This is a genomic window from Zobellella iuensis (genome assembly GCF_016746085.1).
Taxonomy (GTDB): domain Bacteria; phylum Pseudomonadota; class Gammaproteobacteria; order Enterobacterales; family Aeromonadaceae; genus Oceanimonas; species Oceanimonas iuensis.
Window position 1 is genome coordinate 130,015 of sequence record NZ_JAERTZ010000018.1, and the last position, 19,734, is coordinate 149,748.

Here is a 19,734-nt window from a genome sequence, read left to right on the forward strand (position 1 = left end):
CTCTTGGGATGGGCAGGATCAGGACGTCGGCACCGACCGGGCTGCCGTGCTCAGACAAGACTCGGCGAACTCGGTCGCCGGCATGGGCCGGCCGGTGAGCCAGCCCTGTACCAGGGGGACATGATAGCGGGCCAGGGCGTCGAGCTGGGCCGGGGTTTCGACCCCTTCGGCCACCACCTGCAGCTCCAGCTCCCGGGCCAGCCCGGTCACCGCGGCCAGCACGGCGCTGCTGCTGCGGCATTCGCCGAGCTGTCGGATAAAGGATCTGTCTATCTTCAGGCTGGTGACCGGCAGGGCGTGCAGGTAGCTGAGCGACGAATAACCGGTGCCGAAGTCGTCGATGGCCAGCGGGCAGCCCAGCTCGCGCAACTCCTGCAGCAGCCGCTCGGCCTGCTGCTGTTTGTCGAGCAGGATGCTTTCGGTCAGCTCCAGGCCGAGCAGCCCGGCCGGCAACCGGTAATCCGCGAGCAGGGTGCTGACCTCGGTCACCAGATCCTGCTGCCAGAACTGCTGGGCCGACAGGTTGACCGACACCGGCACCGGCGTCCGCCCCTCGTCGAGCCAGGTGCGCAGCTGGGCGGCGGCCAGACGCATCAGCCGCCGGCCCAGGGGCACCATAAGCCCGGCGCGCTCGGCCAGGGGGATGAAGTCGGCGGGTGACACCGCCCCCAGCTCCGGGTGCTGCCAGCGGGCCAGGGCCTCGGCGGCCCGCACCCGCCGGTCGGCGGGCTCGACCTGGGGCTGGTAATGCAGGCTGAGGCCCTCGCCGCTTTCCACCGCGTCGCGCAGTGCCGTTTCCATCTGCAGCCAGCGGTGTTCCTGCTGGTTCATGTCCCGGCGGAACAGCCGGTAGCCGTTGCGCCCTTCCTGCTTGGCCCGGTACATGGCGGCATCGGCGTGGTGCACCAGCTCCTCGGCGCCGGTGGCATCGTCGGGATAGAGGCTGATGCCGAGGCTGCAGCCGATGCGGAAACTCTGCTGGCCGATGCGAAAGGGCTCGCCGATGGCGTCGATCAGGCGCCGGGCGACGCGGGTGACCTCGTCCGCCTCTTCCAGATCGGGCAGCAGTACGATGAATTCGTCGCCGCCCAGCCGGGCCAGGGTGTCGTCTTCCCGCAGCCGGCCGCCGAGGCGGCGCGACACCTCGAGCAGCAGTTCGTCGCCGGCGGCATGGCCCAGGCTGTCGTTGACCTGCTTGAAGTGATCCAGATCGATGAACAGCACCGCCAGCCGCCGCTGGTGGCGGTGGGCGTGGCGGATGGCCAGCTCCAGGCGATCTTCCAGCAGGCGGCGGTTGGGCAGGCGGGTGAGGGGATCGTAGTAGGCCAGTTGGCGGATCTGATCCTCGTTCTCGCGGATGTGGGTGATGTCGGTGAACAGGGCGGCAAAGTTGGTGATCCGGCCCTCACCATCGCGGATGGCGGTGATGGTCAGTAACTCCAGGTAGAGCTGGCCGCTCTTGCGCCGGTTCCAGATCTCGCCGCGCCAGTAGCCCTTTTCTCGCAGCGTCCGCCACATCTCGGTATAGAAGGCGCCGTCGTGGCGGCCGGAGGAGAGCACCGCCGGGGTGCGGCCCAGCACTTCTTCCGGGTCGTAGCCGGTGGTGTGGGAAAAAGCCGGGTTGACGAACTCGATACGGCCTTCGGCGTCGGTGATGATGATGCCTTCGAGGGAGGCCTCGATCACCCGTTCGGCCAGCTCCAGGTTGAGCCGGGAGCGGCTGAGGGCCTGGTCGCGCTGCTCCAGCGCCTGGCGCAGCTGCTGCTGGTAGCGGTGTTCGACACCGTCGAGGATGTTGCGAAAACCGAGCAGGCCCACCACCTGGCGGCCCTCCAGCACCGCCAGGTGGCGCACCCGGTGATCGATCAGCTGGTCCCGGGCGCGTAACAGGGTATCGCCCCGATTCACGGTCAGCAGCGGCCGGCTGGCCAGGCCGCCGACCGGGGTGTTGCCCGGATGGCGGGCGACGAAGCGGACCATGTCCCGCTCGGTGAGGATGCCGTAGCCGCCGTCGGCGCAGGCCACCACGGCGGCGTCCCGTCCCTGTTGATGCATGAGGGCCGCTACCTCGGCCAGGGACAGTGCTCCCGCCACCGTCAGGGGCTGGCCGTCCATGGCCTCGTGCACCTCGCGCAGGCCGAGGTAGGGCTCCAGCCCCTGCTTCAGCGCCATATCGGTCTGGGAGACGATGCCCCTGGGCCGGCCCCGGTCGTCCACCACCAGGAAGTGCCGGTGGCCTTCGGCGCGAAAACGTGCGGCCACCGCTGACAGGGGCGTGTTCGGGTGCAGCTGGCTGACCGGCGTGCTCATCATCTGGCCTATGGGGGTGAGCAGGGCCTGGGGATTGTTGAAGTCGAGGCGCAGGCTGTCGCGCTCGGTCCAGATCCCCAGCACCTGGTCGCCTTCCATGACCAGCATGGAGCTGCAGCGACGCGAGGCCATGCGCTCGGCCGCCTCGCGCAGCGGGGTGTCGGGGCCGCAGCTGAGCAGCCCGGTTTGCATCAGCCGTTCGACCGGCGGGTCGGCCGTTACAGGGTCTTGATATTTCACGTCGCGTGACCTGGATTGCGGGGGAATGGGCCACACTATCATATCTGTCCCGGGGGACAGAAGCCTTTGGGCGTTCCCCGTATGCAAAGGCGCCGGACTGGGATTATGCTCTGGTGAGAGCCTGGAGGTGTCGCATGAAACGTCGTATCTGGTGGCTGTTATTGCTCCCCCTGGCCGGTTGCGCCAGCCAGCAGGAGCAGACCATGAGGCGGCTGAACGACATCGCCGAGCAGTTGCTGGCCCGGGAGTGCGACCAGCCCCAGCTCAGCTACCGGCAGGTGGAAAATCCCCATGTGCCCGGCCTTATCGACGAGGTGGAAATCCTGCGCTGTCCGGGCCTGGTGGCGCAGATCTACCTGTCCGAGGCGGCGTCCAATCCCAATGGCATGCCGATACTGCTGGAGGTGTCCGAACCCCAGCCGGGGCTGCCGTCCTTTATGAACGTCGGCGCCGACCGGGCAGGGCTGGTGGCCGAGCTGGGCCGGCCGGCCCGGCAGGGACCCGAACTGCTGCGTTATCAGTCCCGCGAAACCACCGAGAATGTGACCTTCAGGCTGCGGGGCGAGCGCATCGCCAGCATCCGCTGGGAATGGTATTTCGACTGAGGGCGTGAACCGCCGCTACCGCTGGGGCCGCCGGACGGCATGGCCCTGCTGTTCCGGGGTAGTCTGGGGCTCGACATCGCCGAAGCGGTCGACCCGCAGCAGGGATCTGAAGCCCCACATCCAGGTGCCGGCCACCGCCAGGGTGGAAACCCCGCCAATGACGGCGGCGGGCACGGTGCCGAACCAGGCGGCGCTGGTGCCGGCGCGGAATTCCCCCAGCTCGTTGGAGGAGCCGATAAACAGCATGTTCACGGCGCTGACCCGGCCGCGCATCTCGTCCGGGGTGGCCAGCTGGATTAGGGTGGAGCGGATATAGACGCTGATCATGTCCGCCGCGCCCGCCACCAGCAGGGCGGCGAAGGACAGCCAGAACAGGGTGGAGAAGGCGAACACCAGGTTGGCCACGCCGAACACCAGGACGGCGATAAACATGGCCGGCCCCACCCGGCGGTTGAGCGACCAGGTGCTGAGCGCCACCCCCATCAGCAGGGCGCCGAGGGCGATGGCGCTGCGCAGGGCGCCCAGGCCCTCCGGCCCCACCATCAGCACCTCCTGGGCGTAGATGGGCAACAGCGCCACCACGCCGCCGAGCAGCACCGCGAACAGGTCCAGCGAGATGGCGCCGAGGATGATGGGGCGCGAGCGGATGTAGCCGATGCCGGCGGTGAAGCGGTGCCAGGCGGTGGCCTCCGGCGCTTTGGCGCCGCCGGCGTAGCGGGGCTGCACCGGGGCCAGCAGCACCAGGGCCAGCAAGAAGGCGCCGAGGCAGACGCCATAGGCCAGGCTGCCGCCCAGGGCATAGAGCAGGCCGCCGACCAAGGGGCCGCCGATGACGGCGAGCTTCATGATCATGCTGTTGACGGCGATGGCCCGGGCCAGTTGGCCGCGGGGCACGATTTGCGGCAGCAGGCTTTGCAGGGTGGGGCCGGTGAAGGCCCGGGCACAGCCGTAGAGCACCAGCACGGCGTAGTAGAGCCGTACCTCCGGCTGGGGGGAGAGCGACAGCATCAAGAGCAGGCCGCTGCACAGGGCCTGCACCAGCCAGCTGCCGGCGAGCAGGCGCTTGCGGGAGTGGCGGTCGGCCAGATCGCCGGCCGGCAGCAACAGCAGCAGCATGGGAATGAACTGGGCCAGGCCCACGTAGGCCAGGGCCAGGGGATCCCGGGTCAGGTCGTACACCTGCCAGGCCACCACCACCGCCTGGATCTGCATGGCGAACACCGCCGCCAGCCGGGCGATCAGAAAGGGCAGAAAACCCTGTTGGCGCAGCACCTGGGTGCCGCCGGGATGGGAAGACATGGATTCTTGGGCAAAGCGGAACGGACGGGCAGTGTAAATCCGACGGCCCGCGGCAGCAAGTCGGGCGGGCGCGCCTCGGCAATAGGGCGCCGGGTTCGGTCGAATAGATTCGACACCCTACGGACAAATGTGCCGTAGGGTCCACTTCAGTGGACCTCCCGACCACGGCGCCGCGCCCGGTCGAATAAATTCGACCCTACAGCCTGGGCCTAGGGTCGATTACTGCGCTCAGTAGGACTGGGTATGCACACCCTTGACCGCGCGGCCGGAGGGGTCGGCCATGTTTTTCCACTGCTCGTCCCATTCCAGCGCCTTGGGGGTGGAGCAGGCCACGGAAGGACCGCAGGGCACGCAGTTGGCGGCGGAATCCTGGGGGAAGTGGCCTTCGAAGATGGATCTGTAATAGTAGGCTTCCTTGCTGGTCGGGGTGTTCAGCGGGAAGCGGAACGCCGCCGTGGCCATCATCTGATCGGTGACCTGCTCTTCCACCATGGCCTTGAGGCTGTCTATCCAGGAATAGCCCACGCCGTCGGAGAATTGCTCCTTCTGGCGCCAGGCCACCTCGTGGGGCAGCATGTCGCTGAAGGCCTCGCGCAGTATGTGCTTTTCCATCTTGCCGTTGCCGCACATCTTGTCGGCCGGGTTCAGGCGCATGGCCACGTCCATGAATTCCTTGTCGAGGAAGGGCACCCGGGCCTCGACACCCCAGGCGGCCATGGACTTGTTGGCGCGCAGGCAGTCGAACATGTGCAGCGCCTTGAGCTTGCGCACCGTCTCTTCGTGGAACTCCCGGGCGTCGGGCGCCTTGTGGAAGTAGAGGTAACCGCCGAACAGTTCGTCGGAGCCTTCGCCGGAGAGCACCATCTTGATGCCCATGGCCTTGATGCGCCGCGCCATCAGGTACATGGGGGTGGAGGCGCGCACCGTGGTGACGTCGTAGGTTTCCAGGTGGTAGATGACTTCGCGCAGGGCGTCCAGGCCTTCCTGCACCGTGTAGTGCAGCTCGTGGTGCACCGTGCCCAGGTGATCCGCCACCTTGCGGGCCGCTATCAGGTCCGGGGCGCCTTCCAGGCCCACGGCGAAGGAGTGCAGGCGCGGCCACCAGGCCTCGCTGTTGCCGTCGTCTTCCACCCGGCGCTCGGCATACAGCTTGGCCACGGCGGAGATGATGGAGGAATCCAGGCCACCGGACAGCAGCACCCCGTAGGGCACGTCGCACATCAGCTGGCGCTTGACCGCCGCCATCAGCGCCTCGCGCAGCTCGGACACGCTGGAGACGTTGTCCTTGACCGCGTCGTAGTTTTCCCAGTCGCGCTGGTAGTAGCGGCGCGGCTGGCCTTCCTTGCTGTACAGCAGGTGGCCCGGGGGGAATTCGCTGATGGTCTTGCACACCGGGGTCAGCGCCTTCATCTCGGAGGCCACGTAGAAGTTGCCGGCTTCGTCGTAACCGGTGTAGAGCGGGATGATGCCCATGTGATCGCGGCCGATGAGATAGGCGTCGTTCTCCTGGTCGTAAAGCACGAAGGCGAAGATGCCGTTCAGATCGTCGAGGAATTCCGGCCCCTTTTCCTGGTACAGGCCGAGGATGACTTCGCAGTCGGACTTGGTCTGGAACTCGAATCCGCAGGTGAGCTCGGCTTCCAGCTCCTTGTGGTTGTAGATCTCGCCGTTCACCGCCAGGGCATGGGTCTTGGCCGGGTTCAGCAGCGGCTGGGCGCCGCTGTCCAGGCCGACGATGGCCAGGCGCTCGTGCACCAGGATGGCGTTGTCGCTGCTGTAGACGCCGGACCAGTCGGGGCCGCGGTGGCGCAACAGCTTGGACAACTCCAGGGCACGGCTACGCAGGGCGGTGGGATCGGATTTGAGTTCGAGAATACCGAAGATGGAACACATGGGGGCTTGTCCTTAACACATTGATCTACATGAATGAACTCAGGTTGCCAGAGTCAAACCGGGATGAAAAGAGAAAATAGCGAAAATTTATAAAAAAAGGCTGCTAATTTTTTATTCCATATTTAAGGTGGTTTTATTTGGAAAATAGATAATAAAATGGTCGTTATATTGATTATTCGTTAAAAGTGCTCGGGCGGGTCTGCTCCGGATACACCGGCGGGCTGCCGGCCTTCATTCGGGTAGGCGGCGCTGTCATCAAAGCGATGTGCGGGGGTAGTATGGTACAGGAGGGCGGGCTTCGGTAGCTTGGCGCAACTCGGAGGCTTTTATGCTGTTTCGTTCATCTCGGCGTCGTTCCGTCAGCCTTGCCCTGCAGGGCGGTGGTGCCCACGGCGCCTTTACCTGGGGCGTACTCGACGCCCTGCTGGAAGACGGCCGCTTTGTCATTGATGGGATCAGCGGCGCCAGCGCCGGTGCCATGAACGCCGTGGTACTGGCCCATGGCCTGTTGCAGGGGGGCAACGAGGGTGCACGGGAGGCACTGGCCCGTTTCTGGGAAGCGGTCGCCGACTGTGCCCCCATGCTCAATGCCGGCGCCGACAGTGAAAGCGGCCGCCTGGCCACCGCCATCAGGATCATGCTGTACTGGACACGGCAGTTTTCACCACAACAGTTTAATCCTTATGGGATCAATCCGTTACGGGATATTGTCGGTCGGCAAATCGATTTTGACCGCTTGCGTGAGCGCTGCCCGCTGAAACTGTTCATTGCCGCCACTCACGCCAATAGCGGCAGGCTGCGGCTGTTCCGGACGGCCGAGCTGACGGCGGACATGTTGCTTGCCTCGGCCTGCCTGCCGACCCTGCACCATGCGATATTGATCGAGGGAGAGCCGTATTGGGACGGCGCCTTTGCCGCCAACCCGGCGGTTTTTCCCCTGGTCTACGAGGTATCTTCGGCGGATATCCTGCTGGTCTTGCTCAGTCCCTTCGAACATTCGCAACTCCCGTTGACCCATGAGGAAATACACCATCGCACCCAGGAGCTGGCGTTCAATAGCACCTTGCTGCGTGAGCTGCACAGTCTGGCGCTGGCGCGCCAGTTTGCCCGCCAGACGCTGTGGCCGGGGGGACGGTTGGAGCGGCGTCTTGCCCGCACCAGGATGCACCTGATCGATACCGGGGATCTGGTCGGCCGGCTGGCCATGGAATCCAGGCTGACGACCAGCCGGTCGTTTCTGGAGATGCTGCGCGATCAGGGCCGGGCCCGGGCCGGCGCCTGGCTGTCGGAACACGGCGATAGCGTGGGGAAAGGGGCTACGGCGGACATTGCCAAATTGTTTCTTTGAGCGCGGGGAGGAGCCGGGGGCGGTACTGGTGGAGCCTACGGCAGTAGCGCCGGCGCCAGGGGATCGTCGATCCGGAACCAGCCGGCGATGCTCAGCCGCTCCCGCCGGGCCGGCAGCACCTCGTGGGGAAACAGCTCCGACAGGAAACACACCAGGGTGCCGGCCTCGGGCCGCACCCGGTGCAGTACTGCCTTGCCTTTTTCAGGATAAACCAGCAGCTCGCCGCCATCGTCGTCCTGCCAGTGTTCGTTGAGGTAGACGACAGTGGTCAACCGGCGGTTGCCGCGGCCACGGAAGGCATCCAGGTGCTTCTTGTAGAAATCTCCGGCCTGGTAGAGCGCATAGTGGCATTCATAGTCCTTGAGCCCCATAAACAGCTGGCGGTTCATCTGTTGCTGCAGGCCGGCCATCAGCGTCTGGTAATCGCGCTGGGCCGGGCTGTCAGCCTCCAGCCAGCGGGTCTTGTCGGTGCGGATACGCTCGTTGGTGTGATGGGTTTGCTCCCGGCCGATGCCCGCAGGCGTGAGCTGCCAGGGGGGCAGGGCGGCGAAGTCCTGGCGCAGGGCCGTGACCTGCGCCTCGTCCAGGAAGCGGGGGAAGATGCCGATACCCGGCCCGGCGATGGCGTCCACCACTTCATCAAAGGCTTGTTCTAGCTGCGACACGGTATTCAAGCGATAAACCCTCCAGTAGGAGCGCCTATGTACACCCAGAGCGGCCCTGGTCGCCAGAGAGAAAAACTGTGCGTCAAATAAAATAATACTTCTCGCGGGCCCCGGTGCCCGCCCTCTTTCCGATCACGGCCCCGGACACGATAATAGAGGGCAGGATGATTCGATGGGTGCAGGCGGTGATGAGGCGGGTAAGAAAACTGTTTTTCGTGGCGATGCTGTCCAGCCTGATGCTGAGTGCCGGTACTGTGTTGCCCCAGGCCCGGGACGCGGCGCGGATCTTCTGGTGGCAGGGCGATCCGCTGTTGATGGCGCAGTTCCGCCTGTCATGGCTGCCGGCGGCTCGTTACCAGGCGGCACTGGAGCAGGCGCTGCAGCAGGAAGATGTGGAGCTGGCCCTCTCCCTCTATCAACTGGCGCAGGAGCAGGGGGTGGTATTGGACGACGTCCTGATCGCCCGGTTGCAGGAGGCCGATCGCTGGCAGGCCCGGATGCTGCGCTCCGCCGGGGACATCTGGCAGGGGCTCAGCACCGGTCGGGCCGACAGCGCCGAGGGGATGGCGGCGGCGGTGATCACCGACCTGACCCTGCTGGGGGATCTGCGTGATCTGACCCGGGAAGGCCTGGCCTGGCCGGATCACGATCCCCTGTTGCTGGCCCTGGCCGGCACCGGCATCGGGCTCAGCGCCCTGAGCCTGGCCAGCGGCGGTGCCACTGTGCCGGCCCGGGCCGGGGTGTCGCTGCTGAAGGTGGCCCGCAAGAGCGGTCGCATGAGCCGGCAACTGGGGGAGCAGCTCCACCGCCTGAGCCGGGAGGCCATCGACGGCCGGGCGGCGCGGGAGCTGGGTGAACGCCTGGGCCGGCTGGAACTGAAGCAGCTGAGCCGGGCGGAGCTGGACGAACTGGCACTGGCCGCCGGACGCATCGTCGGCACCGAGGCGACCGGGCAGTTGGCCTCCACCGGTCGGGCGGTGCGCAATATCGCCGGTCACAGTGGCGCCCGGGGCGCCATGGACTCCCTCGGGCGGGCCGATTCGGTGCGGGAGCTGGTGCGGCTGGAGCAATTATCATCGGGGTATCGCGGCGCCTACCGCGGGGTGCTGCGGTTGCTGCCGGACGCGGGCAAGGGGCTTTACCGGCTGTCGCTGCTGATGGCCTCCCTGCTGCTGTGGTTGGGATCTTTTCTGTTATGGTGCCTGGGTGTCCTCTGGACCCTGCAGGGCTTGCTGCGCGGCTTGTATCGGGGCTTGTTCGGGCGACGCACCGGCTGAGCCATAACGAAAAACCCCGAGCATTTCTGCTCGGGGTTTCAAGGTGGCGGTGAGGGAGGGATTCGAACCCTCGATACGTTGCCGTATACACACTTTCCAGGCGTGCTCCTTCAGCCACTCGGACACCTCACCAGATTTTTTTGCGTTTTTTGTTATCGGTGTTACCTTCACCGGCCCCGCTTGGGAACGGGGCGTAATTTAACGACTTGCCGAACGTTGTTCAAGGGTTTTTTAACAGGCTTTGGTGCAACTGCCTTAACCGCGTGCAATTTGCGGGCTTAATGCACAGCCGAAGGCATTTTCTGCGGCTCGTCCTGCATCAGGAAACCCAGTTCGGTGATCTCCTGCACCAGCTGCTGGGTGGCCACCATGGTCTGCTGCACTATCCACAGAAACTGGTGCTGTTCCAGCCCGGCCTGGGTATGCAGGTAGTCGGCCACGATCAGCCGGGGCAGGTTGTCGTCAACGATATCGACAAACACCTTGAGGCTGGGGTAGTTCATGTTCAGCCGGCCCAGGTCGGCCACCAGTGCCAGCAGGGCGGTGGGACGGATTTCCACTTCGGTGGTGATGATGGCGTCTTCATGTTCAACAAACAGCCGGCTTTCCAGCACGCCATCCAGACCCTGCAGCTCGGACAGATGGATGCCGTGGCAGTTTTCACAGATGTAATGGTCGATATAGCCGGCGGTGAGCCAGCGCATGGCGATTTCTGCTGTTAACACTGAAATTCCTGAAAATTGGGCTTGAAGGGACGCTAGTGTAAACCAAAGGCCCGGCGAGGAGAATCAAAAGCCGGACCGGGCCTTGAAACCGGGGGGACTGAAAAAGGGCTTTCATTTGATTTTATGGCAAAAAGCGGGAATGCTCATGGTACGTCAATCATGGATCCGCCGTGACGCGATCCCTCTGTATAAGGAAAGCCGAGATGAAAACGCTGCTTGCTGCCATCGATCTGGAGCCGGAGTCCGCGCTGGTCGTAAAAAAGGCGGCCGAACTGGCCGTGCAACTCAACGCCAGCCTGCATCTGGTTCATGTGGTGGACGATGCCCTGACCCTGTACGAGCCCCTGGTGGAGATACCGGTACGGCATCGGCTGAAACAGGCGGCGGAAACCGCCCTGGATACCTTCTTCGATGCCCTGCCCGGAGCGGTGAAACCGGACGGCGGACGGCATGTGCTGTTGGGCAAGCCGGATCGGGCGCTGATCAAGAAGGCGGCGGAGCTGAACGCCGATGTGATCATCGTCGGTAAACATCATATGGACCCCATGCGGGATCTGTTTCTGGGCACCACCGCCGAACGTCTGTTACGCCACTGTGACATTCCGTTGCTGATGGTGAACACAGAGACCACCCAACCCTATCAGCAGGTGCTGGCCGGCAGCGATTTCTCCCGCAGCTCCCATCATGCCCTGCAGGCCGGTTTGTGGCTGGCACCCCAGGCCCAGGTACGGCTGGTGCATGTGTTTGACCCGCCTTTTATGGGGTTTGTCCGCCATGACCAACTGGAGGTCGACACCCTGATGGATCACCAGAAGGTGCGTATCGAACGGGAAGTCAAAACCGAAATGGCCCATTTCCTGGCCGACGACGATCAGAGCCGGATTACCACCGAGATCATGGCGGGGGAAACCCAGGCCTGCTTGGCACAGGCGGTAGAAAAACATAAACCGCAGTTACTGGTGTTGGGCACCCATGGCCGGCAGGGCATCAGCCGGCTGCTGATCGGCAGCATCGCCATGAGTTTTCTGAGCATGCCGCCCTGCGACGTGCTGGTGGCCCGTTGAGACGGGGAGCTATGTAAACCGAGGCCGGGTGTCCCCGGCCTTGTTGCGTCAGAACAGGGCGGTCCAGTCCTGCTCGCTGTTACCCAGCACCAGGAAGTGGGGATTGAGCAGCTGTTGTGGCGTCGCGTAGCCGAGCGGACTGCCATCCAGCCGCACCACCCGGCCGCCGGCCTGTTCGGCCACGCAGTGGGCGGCGGCGGTATCCCACAAACAGGTGGGCCCCAGGCGCGGATAGGCGTCGGCGGCACCTTCCGCCACCAGACACAGCTTCAGTGAACTGCCCATGGGCACCAGCTCATGCTCACCCAGCCTGGCCAACAGGCGCGGCATCTCCTCGCCGGCGTGGGAACGGCTGCCCACCACCCGCCAGGGGGTTCCGGGCTGGTGTTCGGCGACCCGGATGGGGCGGCAATGGCCGTCGGCATCGGTCTTGCTGGCGCCCAGGCCGCGGGCGGCGGTGTAGCACACGGCCAAGGCCGGGGCATAGACCACGCCCAGTACCGGCCGGCCCTGCTCGATCAGGGCGATATTGACGGTGAACTCGCCGTTGCGCTTGATGAATTCCTTGGTGCCGTCGAGCGGATCCACCAGCCAGTAACGGCCCAGGGCGTCGGGGCCGCTGAAGTGCTCGGTGTCTTCTTCCGACAACAGCGGCAGGGGCAGGGGCAGGGCGGCCAGGCGCTCGGCAATCAGCCGGTGGGCGGCGGCATCCGCCTCGGTGAGCGGGGATTTGTCGGCTTTTTCCTCGACCGAAAACTCCCGGCGATAGATGGCCATGATGGCGGCGCCGGCATCCCGGGCGATAGCTTCAACCTCGGCGACCAGATCGGCGGTTATATACTCTGAGTTCACCATGTTCTCCATGGGGTGACCTTGAAACGGCCCCCATGATATAAAAAAACGCGGTTTATTCCCAACAACAAGGACACGCCATGAACATAGCCATACTGGATGATTACCAGGACGTGGTGAGGACTCTGCCTTGCTTTGGCCGCCTGGCGGCCCACCGGGTAACGGTGTTTACCGACGGTTGTTCCGACCCCGAGGCGCTGGCCGAACGGCTCGCCCCCTTCGAGGCCCTGGTCCTTATCCGGGAGCGGACCGAGATAAATGCCGGGCTGTTGGCCCGCCTGCCAAGGCTGAGGCTTATCAGCCAGACCGGCAAGATAAGCAACCATATCCGCCTGCAAGACTGCAGCAAGGCCGGCGTGGCCCTGGCGGAAGGGGCGGGCTCGCCGGTGGCACCGGCGGAGTTGACCTGGGCGCTGATCATGGCGGCCAGCCGGCAGTTGCTGCCCTATTGCAGTGCGCTCAAGGCGGGCCAGTGGCAGCAGAACGGCGATCTTGGGCTGGGCCGCAGCCTGGCCGGCAAAACCCTGGGAATATGGGGGTACGGCAAAATCGGCAGGCGCATCGCCCGTTTTGGCCAGGCCTTCGATATGCAGGTGCAGGTATGGGGCAGCGAGGCTTCTCGGGCCCAAGCCATGGACGATGGCCTGATGGCGGCCCCCGACAAGGCGACGTTTTTTGCGAGCAGCGATGTGCTGAGCCTGCACCTGCGGTTGAACGAGGCGAGCCGGCATCTGATCTCGGCAGCCGATCTGGCCCTGATGAAGGCGGACGCGCTGCTGGTGAACACCAGCCGGGCCGAGCTGTTCGCCCCCGGCGCCCTGGTGGCGGCGCTTGGACGAGGGCGGCCGGGCTTTGCCGCCGTGGATGTGTATGAGCAGGAACCGGCCGGGGCGCAGTTGCAACAGCTGCTGTCCCTGCCGAACGTACTCTGCTCGCCCCACCTGGGGTATGTGGAGCGGGGCGGCTACGAGCTCTACTTCGGCGCCGCCTTCGACAATATCCTGGCCTACGCCGAGGGCCGGCCGGTGAACATCGCCAACCCCGAGGTGCTGGAGTATCAGGATGACTAGGCGAGGGCGGCGGCGACACTTCAACCTGCGCCTGCTCGGCGGCGCCCTGCTGCTCGGCCTGGCGCTGCTGTTTCAGGGCCTATGGCCGGGCGATCCGGCCCCAGCCAATCCGCAACTGGCCGAGACGCTGGTGCTTATCGAGCAGGGCGGGCCCTTTCCCTACCGCCAGGACGGCACCATTTTCCACAACCGGGAAGGGCTGCTGCCGGCCCGGGAACGGGGTTATTACCGGGAATACACGGTGGATACGCCCGGGCTGAGCCACCGTGGCCCCCGGCGGGTGGTGACCGGCGGTGACCCGCCCGAGATCTGGTATTATACGCAAGATCATTACCGCAGCTTTGTTGAGCTGGAACGCGAGTAAATCCCATCCGCTGCCGCGTCGGCAACGGATGTCGTGGCGGGAAGGGGGCGGTATCGGAGCCGGCCAGTGGTAGTCATCGATATGGTTCAATAGTTGGCGCCTTTGGCTATGCTTAGAACTCCGGGAAAAGCTGTCCGCCACGGAGGGCACTATGGATATCAGCCAGGGATTGACCGCCGGTGAGCTTATCGAGTTGCTGTCCTCTTTGCCAAGGAACAGCAAAGTGATGCTCATTGACAAAGCAGGTAAGTTTTACTCGCCGGCACTGCTCGTCTGGCCGGACAAGTTTGTTGCTATGAATATCTGCGGCCACACCATTTTCGATGCGGCAGACGCGGCGGTTGATTGCAACAACCCGGTGGGCAGTCCATTCGAGGGGGTGCTGATATTGCCCACCCCCCCGGAGGCCGAATAAAAAAGCCCCGGGGTGCGCCCAATGGGTGCCGGTGATGAGGAGTCACCCTGGCGAGGGGACAACTACGCTACCGAAAACCATGACCGCCGTTTTACCGAGCTCAGGGTGAACCATGAATGAAACCGAATTGACCCGCCTGCTGAAGGCCGGGCCGGCACGCAGCTGTTGTATCCCGCCCGACGCCCAGTTGGCGCTGGAGCTGTCGGCCCGGCGGCTGGGGCTGGACTTTTATCTGGTCGACTTCAGCGGGGTCGACTCCAAGGCCGGCTGCATCGCGCAACTGGCCGGTGCGCTGGAATTGCCGGCCTGGTTCGGGCAGAACTGGGATGCCCTGAGCGATGCCCTGACCGAGCCGGCGCTGATCGATGGGCGGGGCGCCGTGCTTTGCCTGCAACAGGTGGAGCGCTTTGTCTGTCGCGAGCCGCCCGGCTGGTTGACCCTGCTCGATATCATGAGCGAGGCGGCGGAATATTGGGGGCAGCAGCAAAAGCCGTTCTGGTGCGTGGTGCTGAGCACGTCTCCGGCCCTGGTGTCGGTGCCGGTGCTGGCTAACCATTAATGCTGCACATACTTTGAACTTTGGCGCCGACATCGGTATCCTTGGCGGTCTGTGGCGATACCGTCATATCTTGTTCCGCTAATTTAGTGAGTCTGCTCCTTGATTTCCACCAACAACATTACCATGCAGTTCGGCTCCAAGCCGTTGTTTGAAAACATTTCCGTCAAATTCGGCGACGGCAACCGCTATGGCCTGATCGGTGCCAACGGCTGCGGCAAGTCCACCTTTATGAAGATACTGGGCGGCGATCTGGACCCTTCCGCCGGCAACGTCAGCCTGGACGTGAACGAGCGCCTGGGCAAGCTGCGCCAGGATCAGTTCGCCTACGAAGAGGCACGGGTGCTGGACGTGGTGATGATGGGACACAGCGAACTGTGGGCCGCCATTCATGAGCGCGACGCCATTTACGCCAACCTGGAGGCCAGCGATGACGACTACATGAGGGCGGCGGAGCTGGAAGGCAAGGTGGCGGAGTACGACGGCTACACCGCCGAGTCGCGCGCCGGCGAACTGCTGCTGGGGGTGGGTATTCCGCTGGAACAGCATAACGGCCCCATGAGCGAGGTGGCCCCGGGCTGGAAACTGCGGGTGCTGCTGGCCCAGGCCCTGTTCTCCAACCCCGAGATCCTGCTGCTCGACGAGCCGACCAACAACCTGGATATCGACACCATCCGCTGGCTCGAAGACGTGCTCAACGAGCGCAACAGCACCATGATCATCATCTCCCACGATCGTCACTTCCTGAACAGCGTCTGCACCCATATGGCGGATCTGGACTACGGTGAGCTCAGGGTCTACCCGGGCAACTACGATGACTACATGCTGGCCGCCACCCAGGCCCGGGAGCGGCTGCTGTCCGACAACGCCAAGAAGAAGGCCCAGATTGCCGATCTGCAATCTTTCGTGGCCCGCTTCAGCGCCAACGCTTCCAAGGCGCGCCAGGCTACCTCCCGCGCCAAGCAGATTGAAAAAATCAAGCTGGAGGAAGTGAAGGCGTCCAGCCGGCAGAACCCCTTTATCCGCTTCGAGCAGGAGAAAAAGCTGTACCGCAACGTGCTGGAGGTGGAGCAGCTGAGCAAGGGATATGGCGACGGCCCCCTGTTCAAGGGCCTGAACATGCTGGTGGAAGTGGGTGAGCGCATCGCCATCCTCGGCACCAACGGCATCGGCAAGTCGACCCTGGTCAAGACCCTGGTGGGCGAGCTCGCTCCCGATCAGGGCCAGTTCAAGTGGTCCGAAAATGCCACCATCGGCTATTACGCCCAGGATCACGCCGCCGACTTCGACAAGGATCTGACGGTGTTCGAATGGATGAGCCAGTGGCAGCAGGCGGGCGACGACGAGCAAACCATCCGCGGCGTGCTGGGCCGGCTGCTGTTCGGCCAGGACGACATCAAGAAGAAGGTCGGGGTGCTGTCCGGGGGCGAGCAGGGTCGCATGCTGTTCGGCAAGCTGATGCTGCAGCGGCCCAATATCCTGGTGATGGACGAGCCTACCAACCACCTGGATATGGAATCTATCGAGTCCCTGAATATGGCGCTGGAGCTGTATCAGGGCACCCTGATCTTCGTGTCCCACGACCGGGAGTTTGTGTCGTCCCTGGCCACCCGCATCCTGGAGCTGAGCGAAAACGGCATCCGCGACTTCAGCGGCAGCTACGAGGAGTACCTGCGCGAGCAGGGCGTGGTGTAACGCTAGCTGACCCGCCGGTAGCGCGGCGCCGTGGGCGGGTGGTCCACTGCAGTGGACCCTTGGATGGAGGTGCTTGTAGGGTCGAATTTATTCGACCGAACCTCGGCACCGGTGTCGGAAAGGTCCATTGAAATGGCCCCTATATCGGACCCCGGTTGTCAACTTACCCGCCGATAGCCCTGCTCCGCGCCGCCCTTGGCCAGCACCCACTGCCACAGCTGAATATCGCGGGCGCGGAAGGCGCCGGCGCAGGCCAGCAAGTAGTAGCGCCACATGCGGTAGAAGCGCTCGCCCAATTGCTCCCGGAAGCGGGGCCAGGCTTGCTCGAAGTTGGCGTGCCAGGCCATCAGGGTCTTGTCGTAGTCGGCGCCGAAGTTGTGCAGATCCTCCACCACGAACAATTGGTCCACCGCATCGCCTAGCTGGCCAATGGAGGGCAGCTCGCCGTTGGGGAAGATGTACTTGTCTATCCAGGGATCCGTGTGGAGGCGGCGTTCGTTCTTGCCGATGGTGTGCAGCAGAAAGAGGCCGCCGTCCGCCAGGCAGCGATGGACCACTTCCATGTAGGTGCGGTAGTTCTTGTGGCCCACGTGCTCGAACATGCCCACGCTCACCACCCGATCAAAAGTCTCGTTCAGCTCCCTGTAATCCTGCAACCGGAATTCCAGCGGCAGTCCGGGGTAGCGTTGCCTGGCCCATTGGGCCTGCTCCCGGGAGATGGTCACGCCCACGCATTCCACCCCGTAGTGTTCGGCGGCGTAGCCCATAAAGCTGCCCCAGCCGCAGCCGATGTCCAGCACCCGCATGCCGGGCTCGAGCCCGAGCTTGCGGCAGATAAGATCCAGCTTGGCGTCTTGCGCCTGCTCCAGGGTGGTGGCGTCTTGCCAGTAGCCGCAGGTGTAGGTCAGGCGCGAGTCGAGCATGGCGGCGTAGAAGTCGTTGCCCAGATCGTAGTGGGCTTCCCCCACCTGCCAGGCCCGCTTGCTGGTCTGGCGGTTGAGCAGCCGGGCCTTGAGCGCATGGAGCAGCAGGCGGGAGGGACGTACCTTGCGGTGCAGATGCGCCTTCAGCAGCCGGCAGATCAGCTCGTCGGGCTGCTGGGCGTCCCAGGCGCCGTCCATGTAGCTCTCGCCCAGCCCCAAGCTGCCCCCGGTCAAGATGCGCTCCGGCACGCCCGGCGCCTTCAGTTGCATGTCCCAAGGCTGGGGACCGTTGACTTCAATACCGGCTCCCGCCAGCAATTCCTGCCACAATCGGTGCAGGCTGGAATCTGGATAGAGAAAAGCGGTGTCTGTCACACCCGTGTATTCAGCGCCACCCATAAGGACTACCTCTTGCCATCGTTCAAGCGGAGCCGGCTCAATGGTTGCAACGAAGTATCCGCACCCAGGGGTCGGCTTTTTGGAGTTCTGCCATTTTATTAAAGGACAGTTTTTTACACTTTTGTAGTCGGCGTCACATTTTTATCGGGTGGTTTTATTTGCATTTTTTAACTTTTCATTAACCGTTTCCGCCTGCTGTTGGCCGGCCCGCCTCGGCGTGTGTTCAGCGCAGCACCAGCAGCGGCACCCGAATGGTGCGGAGCATGGCGGTGGTGGTGCTGCCCAGCAGCCAGCGGCGCAGGCGGGAGTGGCCGTAGGCGCCCATCACCATCAGATCGATGCCGTTGTCCTGCTGATAGCGGGGCAGAACCAGCTCCGGCTCGCCGGGGAGGACCAGGGCGAATGCCTCGACGCCGGCCTGGGTCAGCAAGGCCTGTGCCTCCTCCAGCAGGGCCCGGTGTTCGCCATCGATCTTCCCCACCAGTAGCAGGTGCAGCTCCAGCCCCTGGAGCAGGGGACTTTGGGCCAGCAACGCCAGCCCCCGGCGGCTGCCGGCACTGCCGTCGTAGGCCAGCATGGCCTTTTGCGGAGTCCGGAATTCCGGTTGGGCCACCAGCATGGGCTGGTGCAGGGCGCGGACCACCTGCTCCACCTGGCTGCCCAGGCGAGCGAGAGACTCGCTGCTCTGCTCCCCGTAGGCGCCCAGCACCAGCAGCCGCTCGTCCTGCTCCAGCTCGGCCAGGTTGTCGACCAGGGCGCCGTGGCGCTGCAGGCACTCCACTCTAGTGACCCCGGCCGCCAGGACCCGCTCCCGGGCGGCGGCGAGGATGAGTTTGCCTTGCTCCACCGCCAGCCGGCTGCGTCGCTCATCCAGACGGGACAGCTCCTGGAGCAGCTCCCGCCGGCCCTCCAGCCCCAGGTAACCGCTGAAATCGGCTTCGTGGATGTACTGGCTCTGATCCAGCACGTGCAGCAGGGTCAGCGGTGCGGACAGGCGCAGGCTGGCCCAGCCGGCCAGGTCGCACACGGCGCCGGCCTGGCGAGAGCCATCGATACAGGCCATCAGTTGAGTGATCATGATTTTTCCCCCGGTTGACGGCGGGCCCGGTTACCGGGCCCCTGGATACAGTGTAATGCGCCGTCGGCCGGGGGGACGATGGCGCCTGGTCATGGCGTTGTCAGCGCAGTACCAGCAGCGGCACCCGGGCCGAGCGGATCATGGCGGTGGTGGTGCTGCCCACCAGCAACTGGCGAATGCGGGAGTGGCCGTAGGCGCCCATCACCATGAGGTCGATGCCGTTGTCCTGCTGATACTGGGGCAGGGCCTTGTCGACCTCACCGGCGACGATGGCGGCACTGGCGTTGATGCCGGACTGGGCCAGGGTGGTCCTGGCCCAGTTGAGCTGCTCCCGGTTGTCGTCGGTGTCGGCGCCCACCAGCACCAGGTGCAACTCCAGCCCGTTGAACAGCGGGCTCCTGGCCAGCATCTCCACCCCCTTGCGGGTGGTGGCGCTGCCGTCGAAGGCCAGCATGATCTTTTGTGGTGCGCTGAATTCGCCCTGGGTCACCAGAGTGGGGCGGTGCAGGGCGCGGATCACCTGCTCCACGTGGCTGCCGAGGTGGGCGTAGACGGAGGCCGACTCTTCGCCGTGGCGGCCGAGCACCAGCAGCCGGGTGTCGGGTTCGAGCGCCACCAGGGCGTCCACCAGGCCACCGTGGCGCTGCAGGGTGGCGGGCTCGCTCACCCCGTCTTCAATGGCGCGGGTGCGGGCCGCGTCGAGCAGGATGCGGCCCTGCTCCTTGGCCAGCTTGCCGCGTTTTTCATCGAGTTCGGCCAGTTCTTCCAGCAGGTGCTCCTGGCTGCCCAGGCCGATGCTGCCGCTCAGGTCGGCCAGGCCCGGCTGCCGACCTTTATCCAGCACATGGATAAAGCTCAGCGGTGCCGCCAGGCGCAAGCTGGCCCAGCTGGCGTAATCACAGACTGTGGTGGCGTGGCTGGAGCCGTCGATACAGGCGAGTACGTGGGTGGTCATG

18 protein-coding genes and 1 tRNA gene are annotated in these 19,734 nt (G+C 64.5%); 9 read left to right on the plus strand and 10 right to left on the minus strand.

What is annotated here, in order from left to right:
* Window positions 1-18 precede the first annotated feature (18 nt).
* Window positions 19-2,550, minus strand: a complete 2,532-nt coding sequence (locus tag JKV55_RS07400) for an EAL domain-containing protein (RefSeq protein WP_369409629.1) — start codon at window positions 2,548-2,550, stop codon at window positions 19-21.
* A 134-nt stretch (window positions 2,551-2,684) separates the two neighbouring features.
* Between JKV55_RS07400 and JKV55_RS07405 the strand changes: the two genes are divergently transcribed.
* Window positions 2,685-3,155: a hypothetical protein gene (locus tag JKV55_RS07405; protein ID WP_202083753.1), complete on the plus strand. Its 471-nt coding sequence runs from the start codon at window positions 2,685-2,687 to the stop codon at window positions 3,153-3,155.
* A gap of 15 nt (window positions 3,156-3,170) precedes the next feature.
* On the opposite strand, the gene JKV55_RS07410 is transcribed toward JKV55_RS07405, so the two are convergent.
* Together JKV55_RS07410 and asnB are read right to left on the minus strand one after the other, a co-directional pair.
* Window positions 3,171-4,454, minus strand: a complete 1,284-nt coding sequence (locus JKV55_RS07410) for an MFS transporter (RefSeq protein ID WP_202083755.1) — start codon at window positions 4,452-4,454, stop codon at window positions 3,171-3,173.
* A gap of 228 nt (window positions 4,455-4,682) precedes the next feature.
* Entirely contained in the window at window positions 4,683-6,347 is a 1,665-nt protein-coding gene (gene asnB / locus JKV55_RS07415; protein WP_202083756.1) for an asparagine synthase B, read from the minus strand.
* 328 nt (window positions 6,348-6,675) lie between these two features.
* On the opposite strand from asnB, the gene JKV55_RS07420 reads away from it, so the two are divergent.
* A complete protein-coding gene (locus JKV55_RS07420; RefSeq protein WP_202083758.1) occupies window positions 6,676-7,695 on the plus strand; it encodes a patatin-like phospholipase family protein in 1,020 nt (339 codons plus the stop codon).
* A 35-nt stretch (window positions 7,696-7,730) separates the two neighbouring features.
* Here the strand turns inward: JKV55_RS07420 and JKV55_RS07425 are convergent, their stop codons facing one another.
* Window positions 7,731-8,369, minus strand: a complete 639-nt coding sequence (locus JKV55_RS07425) for a 2OG-Fe(II) oxygenase (protein ID WP_237332733.1) — start codon at window positions 8,367-8,369, stop codon at window positions 7,731-7,733.
* Window positions 8,370-8,524: 155 nt separating this feature from the next.
* Between JKV55_RS07425 and JKV55_RS07430 the strand changes: the two genes are divergently transcribed.
* Window positions 8,525-9,637: a hypothetical protein gene (locus JKV55_RS07430; protein WP_202083760.1), complete on the plus strand. Its 1,113-nt coding sequence runs from the start codon at window positions 8,525-8,527 to the stop codon at window positions 9,635-9,637.
* Between the two features lie 44 nt (window positions 9,638-9,681).
* Here the strand turns inward: JKV55_RS07430 and JKV55_RS07435 are convergent.
* Window positions 9,682-9,769, minus strand: a tRNA-Ser gene (locus JKV55_RS07435).
* A 146-nt stretch (window positions 9,770-9,915) separates the two neighbouring features.
* On the minus strand, window positions 9,916-10,341 hold the full coding sequence (locus JKV55_RS07440; RefSeq protein WP_202084256.1) for a YbjN domain-containing protein: 426 nt from the start codon (window positions 10,339-10,341) through the stop codon (window positions 9,916-9,918).
* Between the two features lie 224 nt (window positions 10,342-10,565).
* Between JKV55_RS07440 and JKV55_RS07445 the strand changes: the two genes are divergently transcribed.
* A complete protein-coding gene (locus JKV55_RS07445; RefSeq protein WP_202083762.1) occupies window positions 10,566-11,426 on the plus strand; it encodes a universal stress protein in 861 nt (286 codons plus the stop codon).
* 48 nt (window positions 11,427-11,474) lie between these two features.
* Here the strand turns inward: JKV55_RS07445 and cysQ are convergent, their stop codons facing one another.
* The gene (gene cysQ, locus JKV55_RS07450; RefSeq protein ID WP_202083764.1) at window positions 11,475-12,281 is read right to left on the minus strand and encodes a 3'(2'),5'-bisphosphate nucleotidase CysQ; all 807 of its coding nucleotides are present in this window, start codon (window positions 12,279-12,281) and stop codon (window positions 11,475-11,477) included.
* A gap of 77 nt (window positions 12,282-12,358) precedes the next feature.
* Here cysQ and JKV55_RS07455 point away from each other — a divergent pair, with 77 nt between their 5' ends.
* The 5 genes from JKV55_RS07455 to JKV55_RS07475 all read left to right on the plus strand — a co-directional run bounded on the left by JKV55_RS07455 (window position 12,359) and on the right by JKV55_RS07475 (window position 16,378).
* Complete coding sequence (locus tag JKV55_RS07455) at window positions 12,359-13,348, plus strand: D-2-hydroxyacid dehydrogenase family protein (protein WP_202083765.1); 990 nt, start codon at window positions 12,359-12,361, stop codon at window positions 13,346-13,348.
* Window positions 13,341-13,712, plus strand: a complete 372-nt coding sequence (locus JKV55_RS07460; protein ID WP_202083767.1) for a guanyl-specific ribonuclease — start codon at window positions 13,341-13,343, stop codon at window positions 13,710-13,712. The genes JKV55_RS07455 and JKV55_RS07460 overlap by 8 nt, the downstream gene beginning before the upstream one ends.
* 151 nt (window positions 13,713-13,863) lie before the next feature.
* Window positions 13,864-14,127, plus strand: coding sequence for a hypothetical protein (locus tag JKV55_RS07465; RefSeq protein WP_202083769.1), 264 nt, complete (start codon window positions 13,864-13,866; stop codon window positions 14,125-14,127).
* A gap of 112 nt (window positions 14,128-14,239) precedes the next feature.
* A complete protein-coding gene (locus JKV55_RS07470) occupies window positions 14,240-14,686 on the plus strand; it encodes a barstar family protein (RefSeq protein ID WP_202083771.1) in 447 nt (148 codons plus the stop codon).
* 99 nt (window positions 14,687-14,785) lie between these two features.
* Entirely contained in the window at window positions 14,786-16,378 is a 1,593-nt protein-coding gene (locus JKV55_RS07475; RefSeq protein WP_202083773.1) for an ABC-F family ATPase, read from the plus strand.
* A gap of 158 nt (window positions 16,379-16,536) precedes the next feature.
* Here the strand turns inward: JKV55_RS07475 and cfa are convergent, their stop codons facing one another.
* The 3 genes from cfa to JKV55_RS07490 form a co-directional block, all read right to left on the minus strand.
* Window positions 16,537-17,676, minus strand: a complete 1,140-nt coding sequence (gene cfa / locus JKV55_RS07480) for a cyclopropane fatty acyl phospholipid synthase (RefSeq protein WP_202083775.1) — start codon at window positions 17,674-17,676, stop codon at window positions 16,537-16,539.
* Between the two features lie 247 nt (window positions 17,677-17,923).
* Entirely contained in the window at window positions 17,924-18,778 is an 855-nt protein-coding gene (locus JKV55_RS07485; RefSeq protein WP_237332735.1) for a universal stress protein, read from the minus strand.
* A gap of 100 nt (window positions 18,779-18,878) precedes the next feature.
* Window positions 18,879-19,733, minus strand: a complete 855-nt coding sequence (locus JKV55_RS07490) for a universal stress protein (protein ID WP_202083777.1) — start codon at window positions 19,731-19,733, stop codon at window positions 18,879-18,881.
* Between the last annotated feature and the right edge of the window lies 1 nt (window position 19,734).